The following is a 19,245-nucleotide window of genomic DNA, read 5'->3' on the forward strand; positions in this document are numbered from 1 at the left end:
TTAAAAAAGATAAGTTAATTGAAGGAGTTTCTTAGGAGAGCCTAGCACATGACCAGTCTTTATTTATCTCATTTGCAATTAAATTTTCTGACAATCTGAAAAACCGTCATTCCACTACACGTTATATGCTAATTGCAATCAAGAAAAGTCAGATTAAGTCTTCCACCCAAATAACCATGCACTCTACTTGCTTATTTGGGTAGATCTCTTGTACTAAGGTTTTATAAGTCAACATCTGTTTTTTTATTTCATTTAATGAGGAAGCAGAAACGTTACGGTGTGATTTGTAATCAATTATGATTGCTTTATCTTGGGTTATACATAGCCTATCCAGTCGTGCTAATACTGGTTCACCATCAACCGTTCCGCTCAATGTAATTTCCGATTTACCTTCTAAGTCGAATAGATAATCATATTTTTCATTAAAGGCTAATATTTTACTGTAAATTTCATCTTTATCTTCCCTGGTGTTTATACTATCGAGGTATTTTCTGACCCAATTCTTTCTTCTGTCTTTCTCTATCTTAGGCATATACTGCAATATGCTGTGAATTATTAGACCTCTTGCGTAACCATCTGTCATTCCAGTGCTCCTTTTTTTGTCATCCCAGTGCTCCGACACTGGCTTTTTTTCACTGGATTCCAGCGTCACGTGCTGGAATGACGAAGGAGAGTGAGCTGGCTTTCCTTCTTGTGTACTGGATCCCAGTGTCAAGCACTGGGATGACAAAGGGGGGTGCTGGGATGACAGGGGAGGGTGCTGGGATGACAGGAGAGAGTGCTGGAATGACACCGAAGAGTGGACTAAAGCTGGCGGAAGGGAAATTACCGGAACGTCAAAATAATCACGTTTTTTACAAACGTGAGGGTAGTTTGCATTCACGCATAATACTTCAACTTTTTCTTTAAATACTGGATATAACTGTGCTCGTTTCTTCTCATATGGTTCACCATACTTAGTAATTATATCATACCAAGAGCCCTTTTGCATTGGCTCTTTACCTAAGGTGTATAACTCATCTTCAGCACGTGTGAGTGCTACGTATAATAAACGCAAATATTCATTATAATCCTCTAGTTTTTTCTCTCTTTTTACTTGATCACAATAAGCGTTGTTGTTTTTCCCACACCAAAATGGTGCTTCCGTTGCATCAAAAACAACGCTTTCACTGTTTCTTGGCACCGTGTTTGTATCAACTAAAAACACTATAGGAGCTTGCAGACCTTTTGATTTATGAATTGTCATTATTCGCACGGCATTGCATTCTGATTGCATATCGTTTTTAATTTCTGGATTATTTTCCTTAATCCACTGAACAAATGCTTGAAGAGATGGGTTTTCAAATTGCAACACAAGGTTCATAAATTCGTCTAGAACTTCAAAGCATTCGAGACCTAACCTTGCAGCAAATTTTTTCCTGCCTGTACGCAATACATGCGTGAATAATGTAAGAGATGATTCTGCGTTAGATAAGTTAATGAGGTAGTTTAATTCACTATAGATAACCCTAGAATAATCCTGAATTCTTTCCCATAACGATTGTTCTTTACGATCGTATGCAACATTAAATAAATCGTCCTCAGTGAAATTAAATAGTGGTGATTTTAAAACATTCGCAAGAGCCAAATCGTTTGTTGGAAGGAGCAAAAATTCGGCTAAAGCTATTAAGTCCTGCACAGCTATATAGTCCATAATTCTAAAATAGTCACGTCCTATAACCGGCACGTTTGCTTTTTTAAGTTCGCTTATTATGTAATCAACTAACACATTACGCTGTCGCACTAGGATCATAATGTCTCTTGGTTCTATGTGGCGGTCTTTAGCAACTAAAATTCGCCCTTCATTTAACCAGTTGTGAATTTTGTGTGCTATTGCCTGAGCAAGTAATCTGTCTGTTATTACGTAATCTTTCCTATGCGTTAAATGAATTTGTAAGGCCTGCTGTTCTTCCTCTTTGGCCCTTGGTAATAGCGGCCAAATTTCAATGTATCCTTGATCGTTTTCTCTATGTGGAATGTGTTTTATTTCACTATCAACAAAAGATATCTCTTCACGGAAGTTGTTAAATAATCTGTCTACAAATGTTAAAATTTCCGGAGTAGAGCGAAATGATTTTTCAAGTTGACATGATATCCAACCGGTTTTTGTGTGAAAGTATTGTTGCATGTAGTTGAATAGGTGAGGATTTGCTCCTTGAAATCTGTAAATGGATTGCTTTACGTCACCAACAACGAATAAGGTTCGCTTTTCGTCACCGCCGGTAAAAAATTCATCACAGAGATTTGTTATAATTTTCCATTGACTGATGCTATTGTCTTGTGCCTCATCAACAAGGATGTGGTCTATTTTTTGATCTAAGTTGAACAATACCCAATCTTTATAATCTAGGTTGCCCAGAAGATTGGTTGCTAGATCAATTATATCGTTGTAGTCAAGCAATGCATTCTTTGATTTTTCACTATTATATAAATCAACGTATACTTTAAACACGTCGAGTAAACTACTGGTTCTCTTGAATATTTGGTAAGAGTTAATATCTCTTATGTGAGTAAACACTATATTTTGAGTATCTTCTATTATCCATTCTGCATCTGGAAACTTTTCTAAAGTGCTTTTTGTTATTATGGATGATATGTTTTTTTTTTCGTGCGATTCTGACTTTAGAAATACCTTGACTAGACTTTCTATGTCTTTTTTGTTAGTACTGTTATACCAATCAGAGAGCATTGCACTGTAACTTTGGTCTCTTTTACTGCCCTTGCTTAATATTTCGGTTAATCTTTCTATGTGCTCAATCGTTTCACTATGTAAACCATGAATTTCATCCGGGGCGCTCAGTTTATCTTTGATGTACTCCAAATCGCTTGCTGATGACAGCCTTTTTACACACAAAGTATAAAGCAAATCACGTAATTTGTTTTCATCAATTTCAGCTGCGATAAAGTTTATGCTATCTTGCACGGTCTCATTGTAAAGCGTTTTTTCAAATACGATGGAATGTAATTCTTTGCATTCGCTTAATGTACAATTTGGAGCAATGCCGGCTTCTACAGGGAAGCTAGAAATTAATTTGTAACAAAAAGCATGTATGGTCTGTATAGTTAAGCCCAGATTTTCCAATTCAGAGAAAAGCTTTCTTGCTCGAGTTAAGTAACAATCAAGAACTTCATTTTTTTTTGGTCCCAGTGTCTGGGCTACTTGGGATGACAGGGAAGGGTGCTGGGATGATAGGGGAGGGTGCTGGAACGATAGTAAGGAGAGGTCTAATTGCTCTAAGAGCTCGCTATTTGAACATGTTGCCCACCTACTTAGAGTGCTGTGAATGCGATTCTCCATCTCATTTGCTGCAGCATTTGTAAATGTTAAGCAGAGAATGTTTCTCTTGTCTTCTAATAAAAGTCTTAATACTCTATCTATTAAGATTTTTGTTTTTCCTGTACCAGCAGATGCATTTACCCATACAGAAAAATTAGGATTTACAGCATTTGATCTCATCAGAAGTATATAAAATTTGACTAAAGTGGCATTGCAGTTATAATGTATAGAAGTGGTGTTAGTGAATATACAAATGAAAAGTTTCTGTGTAAAGGCTCCTGCAAAGATTAACCTCTTTTTGCATGTTGTAGAAAAAAAAGAAATAGGGTATCACTTAATTGAAGGCTTGTTTGTCTTTGCTAATCTTTCTAATTTCTTAGAAATAAAGGTAGGTGAAAAGGATTTTAGATACGACAACTCTATAGTTGAATTCGTAAATTCTGAGCTCAAAATAAGTAACAAGTATAACACCGTAATGAAAGCGGTTAATTTATTGCTTAGATATGCTCCTGTACGTACTAAAGTCATTATAAAGGTTGTAAAAAATATACCAACTGCTGCAGGTTTGGGCAGTGGCTCCTCAGATGCTGGAGCTGTGATACGTACGCTAGGAAAATTATGGGAAATTGATAGATCAATCTTAAATGAAATAGCTTTCAGCGTTGGTGCTGATGTTCCTGCAAGTATAGATAATAAGCTAGTTTTTGCTAGAGGCGTTGGTGAAGAGTTATGCCCCGTTAAAGAATTCTCTTTGCCTACAAATGTAGTGCTGGTGAAACCGAAAAAAAAGTTTTTGAGTACGCCAGAGGTATTTTCCAAATATAAAGGGGATTTTTCCAAACCAATTGAATGGAATGATGATGCTGAGAAAGATCTGTTAAAGTTTCTTAAAGAGACGAGGAACGATCTTCAGGAAATAGCGGTGAGTCTCGTACCTGAAATTAAAGATGTGATATTAACATTAGAGTCACAAAAAGGCTCTATACTGTCTCGCATGTCGGGCAGTGGTGTAGCGTGTTTTGGAATGTTCGATAGTGAGGAAAACGCAAAAGCTGCTGCAGTGAATATAAGAGAAAAGCAGCCAGAATGGTGGGTATGTGACACCCAATTAATAGTTTGATTTATGGATATAATTCCTTTAGTCTCTAAGAATAAAAACTTTATAGATAGTTACGGGAAAGGAAAAATTTTGGTGAATAATCAAGAATATTGTGGCTCAGTTATAATTTTTCCTGAGAAGGTGATTGAACTAAAAGAAAGTGATATAGATAGCAAGGAACATTTTAAATCTTTTTTAACAGAGGAGATAGAAATTTTGTTAATAGGTACTGGTAAAACGCGCAATATACCAAGTCTTTCAGTGCGATCCTATCTCATGGAACAAAAAGGTTTAAATTTCGAATTTATGACAACGGGTTCTGCATGCAGAACTCATAATGTTCTGATGTCCGAAGACAGGTTTGTTGTTACTTATCTAAAGACCATATAGTATGTTTGAAATATTTACACAGGGCTTTTTTATTAACAGCCTGATTGCGATAGTTATAATTAGCCTGATAACAGGTGCATTAGGATCATTTATGATATGGCAAAGGTTATCATATCTGGGTGATAGCTTATCCCATTCTTCGTTACTTGGCATTGCACTGGCTTTAATCTTTAAGATTAGTCCCTCAATCAGCATAATGCTTATAGCAATTGCTTTTGCAATACTGCTTTCCCTTAATTTTAATAGATTATATTCTGTTGATACGGTATTAAATATCGTTACTAACGTAGTTTTATCGTCAAGTTTAATATTGATGTCCTTTCTGCCATCGAGCAATAGTAGCATTATTAGCTCGCTATTTGGTGACATATTAACACTGGAACGGAGCGACATAGTGTTAATTTTTCTAATTTCCGTAGTAGTTACTCTGATATTAGCATTTAGATGGCGCTACTGGCTAGTGATTTCAATCAACCAAGATTTGGCAATAGTTGAGAAAGTAAACGTAAATTTGGTTAGGCTAGAATTCTTAATTACCCTTGCTATATTTATAGCAGTGTCTGCTCAATTAATAGGAATATTACTCATCGCTGCATTTTTGTTGATACCGGCTGCATCTGCAAGGCTTATCTCAAAAACTCCAATACAGATGATTATTGTTGCAACAGTTTTTTCTGTGATCTCTGGAGTGTCAGGTCTTATATTATCTGCGGGTTTCGATTTATTAACAGGGCCTGTAATTATACTTATTGCAGCTGCATATTTAATTATTGCTTATTTTATAAGGTTGATATTAAATAGATTACTGCTCTAGGGTATTAATGATTTAGTAACTTATTAGTTATATGGTACAACTGTTTTAGAATAAGGTAGTTTTTACTATGTTATTATTATGTACTAATTATAATTTATAGAGTGAGTAATATGAGCGAAGAAGGATTTTTTTCTAAATATATATCTAATCCTGTGAAAAAGTTTTATCATAAGTATATCCTTAGGGAAACGGATTGGTCGGATGACACGCAAAATACAGCAAGTGATGCATATAATGCTGTACAAGAAAGTTCAGAATCTTTAGCTGCTCAAATACAATCAAATGAAAATGATATTATATAGAGGACATGAAGGTTATACCATCTAAGATCAAAAAGTTCCTAGAGAAACCTGATACCTTAAGTGGTGTGTTAATTCATGGGAGCGATAATGGTAGGGTTGACTTTTTTGTACAAGAAATAATTGCCAATTTAGATGAGCACTCAGTTCAGGTGATGGACTTTGCAACAGTGAATAAGTCACCTGACTTATTACTTTCTGAGTTAGCAAACATTTCGATGTTTACTAACAAAAAATTAGTTAAGCTGATAAATGTAGGTGGGAGTATATCTAAAGAGTTAAAAAACGTATTGGATCATAGCGCAGGTGGCCATTATGTAATGATGACAGCAAGCGACCTTCCATATAATTCTGCAACCAAAAGTTATATGGAAAGTTCAAAAATTTTTGGTGTAATTGCTTGCTACAAGGATAGTAGTAGTAATCTTTATGACATTATATCAAATTACTTGAAACGAAATGATATAAAATACACAAATGAGGTAGTCTACCATTTGCAATCTTACTTTAATCATAGCAAGCTACCTATATGTTCGGAACTTGAGAAATTAGTTTTATATCTAGGGAAAAGAAAAGATCTTAAACCTGCTGATATAGAGCTGTGCCTTTCGGCTTCTAACAGCAGCTATGTCACACTTGATAATCTATGCTCTGCTATAGCAAATAAAGATATGGCACGGTTCATCAAAATTTCCGATGCATTGATATTACAAGAGAATTTTTCACCGATAGCGCTAATTCGCATTATATCAAATTATTTCCTACGTCTTGAAAACGTTTTGCTATCAATACAAGGTGGAATGAACGAGCAAGCTGCAATTGATCAGCTGAGTCCTCCGTTATTCTTCAAACAATTGCAAAGCTTTAAATCCCACCTAAAAAATTTTCAACTTTCAGAACTCAAGAAGATCTTAGAAAAGTTGATAAACTTAGAAATTACCTGTAAAAAAACTGATTTAGATCATAGAACAATTTTTCAACATATACTGCAAGTAGCCTACACTGGATAGCAACTAAAAAATCTGATAGTTTTCATACACATCTTTATTTTCTGTTTTTAATTCCTCTTATAACGAGAAATCAACCCCTTGAGTCTTTTTCAGTATATTTGAGCAAACAGTATATAAGAACCGCAATTGTAGAACATGTTATTGTTAATAGTAAATTTGATAAAATACCGTAAGAAAAAAATTTTCCTACTACATATACTCCGATGGCCCCGAACATCATATTGCAAAATGAGAGAATTGCACTACCAAGCCCTATACTTTTGATGGTTTCTAAAGCAGAGGTTACGTTATTGCTTATTACTAGTGCAATACCTATATTTCTTGGAATCCAAACAGTTTGAAGGATAAATACGTTCAATTTATTTATAGAGTAAAAGTATACCAGTAAACTCTCAGGTATTATTCGCAACATCAAACCTATTATTAACATTCTGTTAACCGCTATTTTTGGTACATATCTTCTATTAATCAAATTTCCAACTATGTGAAATATAACTATGATTGATATTAGATAACCGAAAAAAAGGACTCAAATATGAAGGGGTAGTTAGCAATATATGCCCAATGCCACATGAAAGTTAACCCATGGAGAGCTGAAAACCCAAGGAAACGATAATTTCTAAATATTGATATATATTGCTTAGGAATATTAGTCAGTACACCAGTTATACTGACCTCATTCTTATTTATGGTAAGTGTTTCTCGTAACTTAAAATAAATAAAAATGAGCATAACAATTGCCGCGAATGATATAATAAAAAACAAAAATTTCCAATTATATCCACTTGAGATTATATAACTGTCTACCACTGGAGCTATCCCAGGTGACAGCGCTACTACCATATTTAACTTTGAAATTACCCACGAGTACTCACTACCTGAGTACATATCCTTGATTGCTGCATACCCGACAACACCTGCAACAACATCTCCTATTCCTTGTATAAAGCGAATCAGTATTAAGAGCACAATATTGTCAGCTATGTAACACATGATACTCGCCAAAGTAAAAATGTCATACCAATCAGCATTATCGGACGCCTACCATAATGGTCGGATAATGGACCATAAATTAATCCGGATATCGCAAGTCCAACTAAATTTAAGCTAATCGTAAGCTGCACTACACTGCCTTCTACTTTAAAATGATCGGCAATACTTGGTAATGCGACTGAGTATAGGTCAGTTGCCATATCGACAATTGCTACAGAGAATATCATGATAAGAGAGATAATATTTTGTATTGCCACTTAATGATTCGCTGAGCTATAGAAATTTTATTATAATAAATTTTCTTTGATTAGTACATTAGTTTAACTGCTAAAATTTAAAACAGTTATACAAGGGATCTACTGAAAGACCTATGAAAGTTTCATAAAATTGCCATATATAGTGTAGTGGTTAATAGAATAGATAGCATGGATAAATCACGATTAGTCAAAGAGGTTTTCGATTCTGTAGCAAATCGCTACGACATCATGAATGATATAATGAGTCTTGGAATACACAGACTATGGAAGGATAAGATGGTAAATAGTGTGCATTTTACAAAAAACTCTAAGGTTTTAGATGTCGCTGGAGGAACCGGAGCATGGATAATTACAAAAAGAATAGTGAGAAAAGAACCAAGTGCTCAGGTTGCAGTATGTGATATAAATCAAAACATGCTAAGCGAAGGACGTGATAAAGCTATAAATTCAAATCAGCTCAATTTCAATTGGGTGTGTGCAAATGCAGAAAGTTTACCATTTGAAGATTCCGAATTTGATTATTGCACAGTAGTTTTTGGTAATCGAAACGTTTCCGACCGCAAAAAGGCTCTAAGTGAAGCATTTAGGGTATTAAAAACAAATGGACAATTTATCTGTTTGGAGTTTGCTCTTATGCACTATCAAATTGAGATGTTTACAAAATTCTATGACTTATATTCATTTAAAGTAATTCCTAAAATTGGTAGCATAGTTGCTAAAGACAGGAGTTCATATGAATATTTAGTGAAAAGCAACAGAGAGTTTCCAACTCAGGCTGAGTTTAAAATGGAAATTGCAGAGGCAGGCTTTCAGAATGTTGAGTTTCATAATATGAGCTATGGAATAGTGGCATTATACATTGGAAGAAAATTAATATCAAGCTCTGGTAGCGAACACTGGACTACTACCTTGTCATTCCAGTAGTTTTTTGCTCATTATAAGCTTCGTTCTTGTTCATTCGTCAAGTCCTGTAATTGCGCAGCGTCTTTCCTTACCACAAGATTATTTTATACGGCGTCATATAGTTTATATAGTCCTGTCATTGATTGCCTTAGTAACATTTTCTTTTTTCAATACAAAAACCATACTTAACCTCTCGTTCGCAAGTTTTACTTTATTTATTATTTTAATGGCAGCCGTGGTAATACTTGGCATAGAAGCAAAAGGGGCGAAACGATGGTTACATATTGTCAAAATTTCAATTCAACCATCTGAGTTCATGAAGCCATTTTTTTCTGTTGTTATAGCTAGTGTCCTGGCTAGCGGAATGAAATTTAAAGTGCACATATCAATCATAATATTCCTGTTAGTTTTTATATTGTTACTTTTGCAGCCTGATTTTAGCATGTCTATGCTTTTGACATATTCTTTTATTAGCCAAATGTTTATTGCATATATACCACTTTTGTACTTCCTATGCATAGTAGGAATAGTTACAACTGGAATTACGACTGCTTATTTATGTTTTCCACACATAAAGCAAAGAATCTACAATTTTCTCTTTTTTGCACAACGTGATAATTTTCAAGTCACAAAATCATTAGAAGCATTTAAAAAAGGTCAATTAACTGGTGTTGGACCTGGTGAAGGTACCGTGAAAATCCTTCTTCCTGATTGCCACACAGATTTTGTATTTTCTGTTTTAGCAGAAGAATTTGGCTTGATTGTGTGCTTAGCTACATTGATGTTATTTGGCATCATTTCCGCCCGTTCACTCTACGTTGCATATAGAGAAAGTGAATTATTTAATCTGCTAGTGATTTTAGGCATATCAATTCAATTTATCACACAATTCATAATAAACATAGGAGTAACGTTGAGCATTTTTCCTACCACCGGTATAACTCTGCCATTACTTAGCTATGGAGGTTCTTCTCTTTTATCTTCAAGCATTGCACTCGGCATAATGTTGTCTTTTAGCAGAAATCAAGCTATCACATTGAGTATTCGCGAGCGTGTTGCGCTTAGAAGGTGTACCATGGCTTTCCAACGTCATTAACCTTTGAATTTCATCTACGGAAAGAGCCGGCAGAGCCTGTTTATGCTAAATATCCAAGAAAGCAGTTGTGTTAAAAGCAAAAGATATAGACTGGGACTTACATACACCTAGTACTTCAAATGCTTCTTTACGTGTTTTTGGAATCATACCCACCCCTTTTTAATTGAACATAATATATTATTATTATAGTAGGCTCACTCAAGAAACCAAAGTAAAAAATGAGAACCTGAAGAAAGATTTCTTACTTTACCAACTTGTATTTCACTTCACTTTATAATGGTGTTATCCAAACCTTTACAGGGATGACATCATAGGAGCGCCGGAATGGCATCATAGGAGTGCTGGAATGACACCTTTTTCGTTGCTCTTACATTGCCTTAGCTACAAACATTAAGAAATTTACCAAATCAAGAAAAAAGGCAAAGAACCCCCGTGGGTGGCTAGTTATTTACATTTAACTTTCAAACATGGCGTTCTTTTATTCTAAACGTCTAATAACCGCGACTCAGTTGCTTTTGAGCTACAATTAGTCTAAATTATAAACGTTAAGAAATTTACTAAACAGAAAAAAAGACAAAAGAAACCCTGTGGTAGCTAGTTATTCACTATCATTTTATCAGTTGGCGTTTTTTAATCTTTTTAAGCGCCCAAATAGGCGCAATTTACAGCACTAGTTAGTAATGTAGACAACAATGTAAAAGACATGAGGTGCACATAATGCAAAAAATTAAACATGAGACGCCAGATACATAAGTTTTTTTGTCGTTTAATCTGTACAGAGAAGATAAATAATTAGCTTCAGCTTTATTATAAAAGGGTTGGCGGGGGTTGTCAAGGGGTATTTTCGGTGCCATGCGCTATCTTAAGATCTTAACGCACCTAACCCTATCAATATATAAATTTGCGTGGCTTTTTCCAGTATTAAGCAATACAAGTCCAATATTGTCCACACTAGAGCGCAGTTCTCCTACTTCTTCATTATTTTCATTCATTATTTTAGTGCCGATATTGGGCAGTGTATCGTTCCCTTCAACAAGATAAAGCTTTCTTCTAAATATTTCTTGTCTGCTCATCCGATTTACAACTTCCTGGCCTATATAGCACCCTTTGTTCAAGCTTATACCGTTTACTTTATCGATTAAAAATTGTAGCGGAAACGACGAATTTTGTACCATATCTTTCGCTCCATCTGGAACAAGGTTTTGAATTCTAACTTTCTCATATTGAGTAAAATTCCCAACTGGCTGCTTTATTTCGTCTTTGTGTATTATTCTCATCCCTAACAATTTATGTCTTGGATCTTGAAAAATAACTTGTGACTCATTACATTCTGTTGACTTAGTATTAAACAAAACTCCAACTCTATACAGTGCACTAACGTCTTTAATCTTCACTTTCAGGTAAGTTTTAAGCAAATCTAGTTTCTCAATTATTTGCTGTAAGTACATGTTTTCACATTCCAGTAGGATATATTTACCATGTTCGGTAAGAAAAAAATCGTACAAGTATTTTCCCTGAGGGCTGAGTAATAGAGAGTAAATAGCCTTTTGGCTATCCAACTTATTGATATCATTTGTTATAATACCCTGCAGGAAATCTTTCGTGTCTGGCCCGTATAAAACTATTACGCTGCGGCTTGGCAATGGTATATAACTCATACAATTTCTGTCAATAAACCTAATTTACTATATAACATTGTTCGTCTTCTTAAAGTTTCAGCCCTTGAAATCTAACTTACAAGTGCATATATAAACTTATAGGTTAATTTGTTGATGAGGAAAAACAAATGTCAAGTGTAAACTTAAATGTATTAGATGATAGTGTTCTAATCAAACCTATCAGTGAAGAAAAGCAAGGTGGAATCGTGCTTCCATCAAGTGCTGAAAAAAAACCTACTAAAGGTGAAGTTATAGCAACTGGTGAAGGTTCACGCAGTTCAGGTGGTGAACGCGTAGCTTTGACTGTAAAAGCTGGCGATAAAGTGTTTTATCGTCAATGGGCTGGTACAGAGATAGAGCATGGCAATGAAAAGTTTATCGTAATGAAAGAGTCCGATATACTTGCTATTGTTAAGTAGTAGCCTTTATTTTTACTAAGTTAAACAAAGCACAATATAGTGCATTGTAAGTGATTTTATTATAATTTTCTGAATTTTTTATTAACAAGAGGTGGTAAAAATGACTAATGTAGTAGTGTCAGGCGAGCAGTTGCAAGAAGCTTTTCGTGAAGTTGCAGCAATAGTAGACTCAACAGTAGCAGTAACTGCAGGGCCTAGAGGAAAAACAGTAGGGATTAATAAGCCCTATGGAGCACCAGAAATTACAAAAGATGGTTATAAGGTGATGAAGGGCATTAAGCCTGAAAAACCATTGAATGCTGCAATAACAAGCATCTTTGCTCAAAGTTGTTCTCAATGTAACGATAAAGTTGGTGACGGTACAACAACGTGCTCGATACTAACTAGCAACATGATAGTGGAGGCTACAAAATCAATTGCTGCTGGAAACGATCGTGTCAGTATTAAAAACGGGATGCAGAAGGCAAAAGATGTACTATTAAAAGAAATTACATCGATGTCTCGCACGATTTCTTTGGAGAAGATAGATGAAGTAGCACAAGTTGCAATAATTTCCGCAAATGGTGATAGAGATATTGGTAATAGCATTGCTGATGCCGTTAAAAAGGTTGGAAAAGAAGGTGTGATTACTGTTGAAGAAAGTAAGGGTTCAAAAGAATTAGAAGTTGAGCTTACTACTGGTATGCAGTTTGATCGTGGTTACCTTTCCCCGTATTTTATCACAAACAATGAAAAAATGATTGTGGAACTCGATGATCCATATCTATTAATTACCGAAAAAAAACTTAACATTATTCAACCTTTACTTCCTATTCTTGAAGCTGTTGTTAAGTCTGGTAAACCTTTACTTATCATCGCAGAAGACATAGAAGGTGAAGCGTTAAGCACTTTAGTCATCAACAAATTGCGTGGTGGTCTAAAAGTCGCTGCAGTAAAGGCTCCAGGTTTTGGTGACAGAAGAAAAGAGATGCTCGAAGACATAGCAGTTTTAACGGGCGCTAAGTACGTCATAAAAGATGAGCTTGGAATCAAGATGGAAGATCTCACACTCGAAGATCTTGGTACTGCTAAAAATGTTAAAATTACTAAAGACAACACCACAGTTGTCAGTGAAAATAGCGATTCTGACAGAGTGAAAGCTAGAATTGAGCAGATCAAATCTCAAATTGAAACTTCAACTTCTGATTACGATAAAGAAAAACTGAGAGAGCGTTTAGCAAAATTATCAGGTGGCGTTGCTGTACTCAAAGTTGGTGGTGTAACTGAAGTAGAAGTCAAAGAGCGTAGAGATAGAGTTGAGGATGCACTGCATGCAACAAGAGCTGCAATTGAAGAAGGTATAGTTCCAGGTGGTGGAGTTGCACTTCTTTATGCTTCGTCTGCTCTTGATAAGCTAAAAGGTGCAAGTGATGAAGAACAAATAGGCATAAATATTATCAAGAAAGTTCTCAGTGCTCCTATCAAGAGGTTAGTCAAGAACGCTGGTCTTGAGGCTGCTGTTATAATTGATCATTTGATTAAGCAGAATGATAAAGAGCTCATATATAACGTTGAGGCTATGAATTATGCTAACGCATTCACTGCCGGTGTTATTGACCCAGCAAAAGTGGTCCGCATTGCTTTTGAAACAGCGATATCTGTTGCAAGTGTGCTAATTACTACTGAATCTATGATAGTTGATATACCAAACAAGGATGAAAACGCTTCATCTCCTATGGGTGCAGGTGGCATGGGTGGAATGAATGGATTCTAAGTAAATGAGACCGTGGAGCAAGTTGCTCCACGGATGTCTCTCTAGTTTTTAAAAATCTCATATTTTATTGTGTGCAGTGCTTTGTACAGAAAGGCACTACTTTTTGTATCCTTTTCACTCCTTTATATTATGATAACAAAAGGCAGTATAGAAATTAGTAAGCTCGAAATTTCTATATTAGTACAATATTATATTAATAAATAATTTATATAATATTGTTTATTATAGTAGCTAAAATCTAAATTATTTCCTTTATTATATAAGGGTAGAATTGCCTTTATGAAAATACATGTATATTTAATATTGTTCTTGCTTCTTTCTTGTTCTCAATTATATGCTGGCGAAGAAGTTGCAAGATTCGATTTGCTTATTGGTAAGGTGAATGAAGCAAACCTTACTCTTGAAGGTGCAATAAAGGTTACAATAAAACCAGGTTGGCATATATATTATAAGGACCCTGGAGATTTCGGTCTTCCCACTTCTTTTGACTGCAAAGGTAGCATATCAAATATAGATATTTATTGGCCTACTCCAAAAGAACATAAAGATAAAGTAGGGAGAATGATATTTGTCAGTAACGTATACAAGGATATGGTATTATTTCCCTTCAAGATTAACGTGTTTCCAAGTCAAGGGTATATTGACCTTAACTTACATATAAATTATGCGATATGTAAAGATAGGTGCATCCCTAAAAAGGCTGAGATAAAAGCCAAGCAACCACTAAAGGACTTTATAGATTCTGATGTCAATCAACTTATAAATGAGTGGTATGAAAAATAGGTACAATGCGTATCTAGTCTATGGTCAAGCATAAAGTCATATGAACTTTCACATAAAATAGGCTTAGGTATTTTTGACTTTTATTTGTATACTCAAGCTTACCTTCAGTACGTAGATGGATATAGTAAAGTTTATTTTATTACTGCCGACAATATTACTGATACTAATTGCTGGTGTTTATCTCTCAATTAAACTAAAATGGCTACAGATATTTAGGTTGCCATACGCACTTTCGCTCATTGGAGCTAAAAGAGGGGAAAATAAATTTTCTTCTATAGCTGCCCTGTTTACAATCTTAGGAGGAAATTTAGGAGTAGGGAATATTTCAGGAACTGCTGTTGCTCTAAAGACTGGAGGCCCGGGCTCTATTCTATGGATGGCAATAATTATTGCGGTTACTTCTGTGATAAAATATGTTACTTGTTACTTTAGCATAAAAAATAGAAAGGAAAAAAATGGACGGTTTATAGGTGGTCCTGCAGCCTACATGGCCGATGCATTTAACTCTAGAAAAGCCACGATTGTGTTTCTAATTATTATGATGATGGTTTCAATAACTGTTGGTAACCTTGTTCAGGTAAATTCTCTGTCAATACCACTTAGCATGGTAGATGTGCCTGTGATTGCTGGTGGAATTATAATGGCAATAATATTTTTTGTTGTAGCAGCTCTCAGCTTAAAAAAAATTAAAATTTTTATATCGGCTATGATACCGATAATGACGGTAAGTTACCTCACGCTTTGTGGTATTATATTATTTAAGTTTAGTGAAAATATCATTCCTTCTCTGAAATTAATAACAAGCAATTTTCTTACAACTAATAGCTTTAACTCTGGCTTATCTTTAGGCTTGATGTTGGAAATGTTGACTATTATTCAAGTAGGAGCCTTGCGAGGTATTTTTGCAACAGACATAGGGCTTGGCCTCGAAGGAATTGTACACTCCTCAATTGTTCCTAAGAAAAATAATAATAAATTTATCATTGAACAGAGTCTAATCACAATAATATCGCCTTTTATAGTTGCATTTATAGTGTTCATTACAACAATGGTACTGCTTGTCACAGATTCTTGGGTAACTGATTTAGAGAGTACTAACATGTGCATATTTGCTTTTAGAAAAGCTATGAACTGGCCTTATATCGACTATCTAATCATAGCTATAATGTTTTGTTTTGCTTTTACTACTATTTTTACTTGGTTCTTTTGCTCAAAACAAACAATACGCTATGTGTCTATGAATGATAAATACACTAAAATCTGGATTGTAATTTTTACCATAATTATTCCGCTTGGTGCGATAGGTAAAGTCCAATTGCTCTGGGATATTGCTGATATTTCGATCGCTGCTTTATTGTTTATCAACATACTCGCTATACTCAAGCTAACTTCTAAAAACCCAGAAGTATTTGCTATGAGCAGCAGGTATTTAAAATTAGGTGCCAATTAAAATACAGCCAGTTACTATCTGAGTGACGCAACCCCATTTATAAAAATTTAACTAATTCTCGTAATAATTATACTAGCTAAAAGCTAAAAGGCAGAGGGTTATTAGTGAGGAAGAATATGAGCAGTTATCCTGAGTTTATTCAAAAATTTTCGTCTTTGTTCGAGGAAATAAAAAAAGAAGATAAAAATCTTCCATTTTTATTTAATGAAGCAAAAGATGAATCAATTTACAATGCCATGGTTGGTTTTAACACAGTGAAGTTTTTAATAGAATACCCCAACTGGGATGAAGATGAAAACAAAAATAAAGCTTGTGAAATTATTCTTCAGGAATGCAACAAGACAAAGGAAACTAAGAAAAAGCTTGGACTTGAAGTTAAATTAATGTTGAAAGATAAGAATTATATTGAGGGTGGTGTTCAAGATGTTTCAATACGCGGTAATCACGCAAGTATTACGCTGGGAGATAACAAAAAAGAGTTTAAAATTAGCGAATTTTTAAATAGTGATTTTTGTGAGAAGAATGAAATCTCGGGATTTTCAACATTGCATAGTGATGGAAAGAGCGGAATGCACGGTTTTGTTGCTGAGGAAGGAGGAAGAAAAATAAGACATTATGTTGTAACCGATGGTTCATATGAGATGACTCTGAATTGGTATGATAAAAATGGGGGAAAGTGTACTATCAAAATTAAGATTGATAAGGATGGTGTAGACCCTGTTGAACTTAATGGTGTTACTAATGAGCAGTTAGAAACAAACAAAGATGTAAAAATAGGTGGTTTATTCTTGCACCAAATACAATTCAGGGAAAAAGGAAAAGCAAATGAAGTGAAACAAAACAATAGGCAATCATTTGAAACTTTTATAGAAAGTGATAGTCAAAATGTTGGTGTGCAAGCACATTTTAGACCACAATCTAACAGCAGAAGACAGTCTTACGATAGTGGAATTGAAAAAGATTTTGACAATAAAATTAATTCTCAAGAAGCTAAAGAAAAACGCGAGCGTAGACAAGCAGCACGAGAAGAAAATTCTGAAGATCAAGTTTATAACCTCCAGTCGCTTTTTGAGGAGAATCCTCAGAACAAAAAAACTCCACCGTCACCGCCACCTAGAACTAGTTCACTCAAAAAAGACGTTTTCAATGAGCAAGGGGGTTTAGACCATCAAGATGATGGTCTAAATGAATTAAGCTCTGACGTAACTGACATAACGCAAAAGCGATTCACAGAGAACGTTTTAGAAAAAATAAAAGAAGAGAAACCAATATACAAATGGCTAAAGGATAAGACAGGAGGTAAAGAAAGTAATCAAAATCTGGATGCACTAGAGAAAAAATTGTCCCCAAAAAGTGGTCAAGGTAATATTGTAGAGAAAAGAGAAAATGATAGTAACAGACCTACATCTCCAGTTAGCACTGAGGGAAATATAGATGTTGGACAAAGTAATGACGCTCAATTGCAGAAAAGTTCTCGTAGAAGTGGCCAAGAATCTACGGAAGAAGAGAGGAATTTTCAAAAAATAAGTGAAGCATTAGAAAGTTGGAAGGAAAAAAGAAGGAATGCTGAACAAAAAGACCCAAGCACCTCATCTCAAATGCATACTAACCGTGCACAATCTCAGGTAGATTCTGAACAGTTAAAGAAGGTTGATTTCTCTAGCAAGTTGTTACAGAGTGATGTTACATCAGAACTTAAAGTGAGGTTTGATCAGGACAATTGTGGGTTAAAGAAAGTCAATTTCATAAACAAGCCGCCGCAAAATAAAGATGAATCAGAATTACAAGAAAAATTCAACCAGAAAAAGTGTGGATTAAAACCAGCTGATCAAAAAGGAATGAGTGCGCAAACAAGAGAGCGTTTATTAAAAGATGGACTGCTAAAAGACAATTCAACAGATGTAAAAAAAGTGGCAGAACGAGAAAATGCTAACACTAATCCAACCGTAGATAAAAATAGCGAACTATATAAATTACTAGAGAAAGATGAAGCACAACTGAAAGCTGGAGTAATAGAAGAAGAAAGAGAAGATACTTTAGCAGAACACACTAATAGTCATGATCGCAATAGAATTGCACTAGCAAACAGGAACAGAAAATTACTTTGGACTAAACATGTTACTGAGTCACAACAGGAAAAAGGTAAAGATAAAGGTATTTCAATATAGGTTAAAATAATTGCCTAGCAAACAATAGGTTTCATGTAATGGTAACCCTATAACAGAAGAATAGGAACCACGTGAGAACAGTACGAACATACCAGCAAGGCCTTGTATGTTACATCCCCCTGCCTTATTTTTCCATTCTTCTGATGCTAAATAATATTTAATTTCTTGTTCACTGAGACGTTTAAATTTCACTATTGTAACTACAGTTCTAATATGCTGTTTGGACCGATTGGGGGTTAATAGACACATACTGGTGTATACTCTATGCCTTCTTCCCGATAACAAGCGAATGCATTTTTCTGCTTGCTCAACGTTTTCAGTTTTGAGCAATATTCTCCTGCCGCAAGCAACAACCGTATCAACACCAAGCACAAAATAATTTGGATTTTGTATTTTCTCAGCTTTACTTTTTGCCATACGAATCGAATAATCTTTTGGAAGCTCCTTCTTTAAAGGAGTCTCATCTATATCTGCTGGCAAAATCAAGCCTGGTTTAATATTTATTTGTTTTAGTAAATCTACACGTCTTTCTGATGATGAAGCAAGAATAAGATTATTTAGATATCGTTCTTTCACTTGTACCTTTAAGCCTTCTAATTATCCGACCTTTTTTCGCATTCCTATCGTAAATGCTCATCTCAACCAGCACCCTGTCTCCAATAACAATGCGTATTTTACTTCTTCTTACTCTTCCCGATACATGACAGATGATCTCATGCTCATTATCTAACTTCACTCTAAATTCTGCTGCAGGTAATAAAGCAGTTACTGCTCCTTCTACCTCAAAAATTGTTTTCGATTTTTCGTCTTTTACCATTTGTTATATTATAATTAATA

17 protein-coding genes and 1 pseudogene are annotated in these 19,245 nt (G+C 34.9%); 12 read left to right on the top strand and 6 right to left on the bottom strand.

Features of this window, described 5'->3' with window-relative positions; translation table 11 throughout:
• Positions 1 to 148: 148 nt before the first annotated feature.
• On the bottom strand, positions 149 to 3,496 hold the full coding sequence (locus HET73_RS00005) for a UvrD-helicase domain-containing protein (RefSeq protein ID WP_174132623.1): 3,348 nt from the start codon (positions 3,494 to 3,496) through the stop codon (positions 149 to 151).
• 73 nt (positions 3,497 to 3,569) lie between these two features.
• On the opposite strand from HET73_RS00005, the gene HET73_RS00010 reads away from it, so the two are divergent.
• From HET73_RS00010 to holA, 5 genes are all read left to right on the top strand, one after another.
• Positions 3,570 to 4,436 carry a 4-(cytidine 5'-diphospho)-2-C-methyl-D-erythritol kinase gene (locus HET73_RS00010; RefSeq protein ID WP_174132626.1) on the top strand — a complete coding sequence of 289 codons (867 nt, stop codon included), beginning with the start codon at positions 3,570 to 3,572 and terminating at the stop codon, positions 4,434 to 4,436.
• Positions 4,437 to 4,439: 3 nt separating this feature from the next.
• Positions 4,440 to 4,805 (top strand): Mth938-like domain-containing protein, encoded by a 366-nt coding sequence (locus HET73_RS00015; RefSeq protein WP_174132622.1) that lies wholly within the window; start codon positions 4,440 to 4,442, stop codon positions 4,803 to 4,805.
• A 1-nt stretch (position 4,806) separates the two neighbouring features.
• Positions 4,807 to 5,619, top strand: a complete 813-nt coding sequence (locus tag HET73_RS00020; RefSeq protein WP_174133839.1) for a metal ABC transporter permease — start codon at positions 4,807 to 4,809, stop codon at positions 5,617 to 5,619.
• Positions 5,620 to 5,729: 110 nt separating this feature from the next.
• Entirely contained in the window at positions 5,730 to 5,921 is a 192-nt protein-coding gene (locus HET73_RS00025) for a hypothetical protein (RefSeq protein ID WP_174132620.1), read from the top strand.
• 5 nt (positions 5,922 to 5,926) lie between these two features.
• A complete protein-coding gene (gene holA / locus HET73_RS00030; RefSeq protein WP_174132619.1) occupies positions 5,927 to 6,928 on the top strand; it encodes a DNA polymerase III subunit delta in 1,002 nt (333 codons plus the stop codon).
• Between the two features lie 70 nt (positions 6,929 to 6,998).
• Here the strand turns inward: holA and HET73_RS10025 are convergent, their stop codons facing one another.
• Together HET73_RS10025 and HET73_RS10030 are read right to left on the bottom strand one after the other, a co-directional pair.
• Positions 6,999 to 7,358 (bottom strand): hypothetical protein, encoded by a 360-nt coding sequence (locus HET73_RS10025; protein ID WP_458694640.1) that lies wholly within the window; start codon positions 7,356 to 7,358, stop codon positions 6,999 to 7,001.
• A gap of 77 nt (positions 7,359 to 7,435) precedes the next feature.
• A pseudogene (locus HET73_RS10030) lies at positions 7,436 to 8,148 on the bottom strand (MFS transporter).
• Positions 8,149 to 8,346: 198 nt separating this feature from the next.
• Here HET73_RS10030 and HET73_RS00040 point away from each other — a divergent pair.
• Positions 8,347 to 9,102 carry a class I SAM-dependent methyltransferase gene (locus HET73_RS00040; RefSeq protein WP_174133840.1) on the top strand — a complete coding sequence of 252 codons (756 nt, stop codon included), beginning with the start codon at positions 8,347 to 8,349 and terminating at the stop codon, positions 9,100 to 9,102.
• A gap of 4 nt (positions 9,103 to 9,106) precedes the next feature.
• Positions 9,107 to 10,177, top strand: a complete 1,071-nt coding sequence (locus tag HET73_RS00045) for an FtsW/RodA/SpoVE family cell cycle protein (RefSeq protein WP_174133841.1) — start codon at positions 9,107 to 9,109, stop codon at positions 10,175 to 10,177.
• Between the two features lie 857 nt (positions 10,178 to 11,034).
• Here HET73_RS00045 and ygfZ read toward each other — a convergent pair.
• On the bottom strand, positions 11,035 to 11,835 hold the full coding sequence (gene ygfZ, locus HET73_RS00050) for a CAF17-like 4Fe-4S cluster assembly/insertion protein YgfZ (protein WP_174132617.1): 801 nt from the start codon (positions 11,833 to 11,835) through the stop codon (positions 11,035 to 11,037).
• A gap of 128 nt (positions 11,836 to 11,963) precedes the next feature.
• Between ygfZ and HET73_RS00055 the strand changes: the two genes are divergently transcribed.
• The 5 genes from HET73_RS00055 to HET73_RS00075 all read left to right on the top strand — a co-directional run bounded on the left by HET73_RS00055 (position 11,964) and on the right by HET73_RS00075 (position 18,408).
• A complete protein-coding gene (locus HET73_RS00055) occupies positions 11,964 to 12,254 on the top strand; it encodes a co-chaperone GroES (protein WP_174132616.1) in 291 nt (96 codons plus the stop codon).
• A gap of 100 nt (positions 12,255 to 12,354) precedes the next feature.
• Positions 12,355 to 14,007: a chaperonin GroEL gene (groL, locus tag HET73_RS00060; protein ID WP_174132615.1), complete on the top strand. Its 1,653-nt coding sequence runs from the start codon at positions 12,355 to 12,357 to the stop codon at positions 14,005 to 14,007.
• A gap of 279 nt (positions 14,008 to 14,286) precedes the next feature.
• On the top strand, positions 14,287 to 14,790 hold the full coding sequence (locus tag HET73_RS00065) for a protein-disulfide reductase DsbD domain-containing protein (protein ID WP_174132614.1): 504 nt from the start codon (positions 14,287 to 14,289) through the stop codon (positions 14,788 to 14,790).
• Positions 14,791 to 14,905: 115 nt separating this feature from the next.
• Entirely contained in the window at positions 14,906 to 16,240 is a 1,335-nt protein-coding gene (locus HET73_RS00070; protein WP_174132613.1) for an alanine:cation symporter family protein, read from the top strand.
• Between the two features lie 116 nt (positions 16,241 to 16,356).
• The gene (locus tag HET73_RS00075; protein ID WP_174132624.1) at positions 16,357 to 18,408 is read left to right on the top strand and encodes a hypothetical protein; all 2,052 of its coding nucleotides are present in this window, start codon (positions 16,357 to 16,359) and stop codon (positions 18,406 to 18,408) included.
• Here HET73_RS00075 and HET73_RS00080 read toward each other — a convergent pair.
• A complete protein-coding gene (locus HET73_RS00080; RefSeq protein ID WP_174132612.1) occupies positions 18,400 to 18,984 on the bottom strand; it encodes a Maf family nucleotide pyrophosphatase in 585 nt (194 codons plus the stop codon). The two genes, HET73_RS00075 and HET73_RS00080, sit on opposite strands and share 9 nt — an antisense overlap.
• Positions 18,962 to 19,225 (bottom strand): translation initiation factor IF-1, encoded by a 264-nt coding sequence (gene infA / locus HET73_RS00085; RefSeq protein WP_174132611.1) that lies wholly within the window; start codon positions 19,223 to 19,225, stop codon positions 18,962 to 18,964. Before infA ends, HET73_RS00080 begins: the two co-directional genes overlap by 23 nt.
• Between the last annotated feature and the right edge of the window lie 20 nt (positions 19,226 to 19,245).

Source organism: Wolbachia endosymbiont of Atemnus politus (assembly GCF_013309895.1).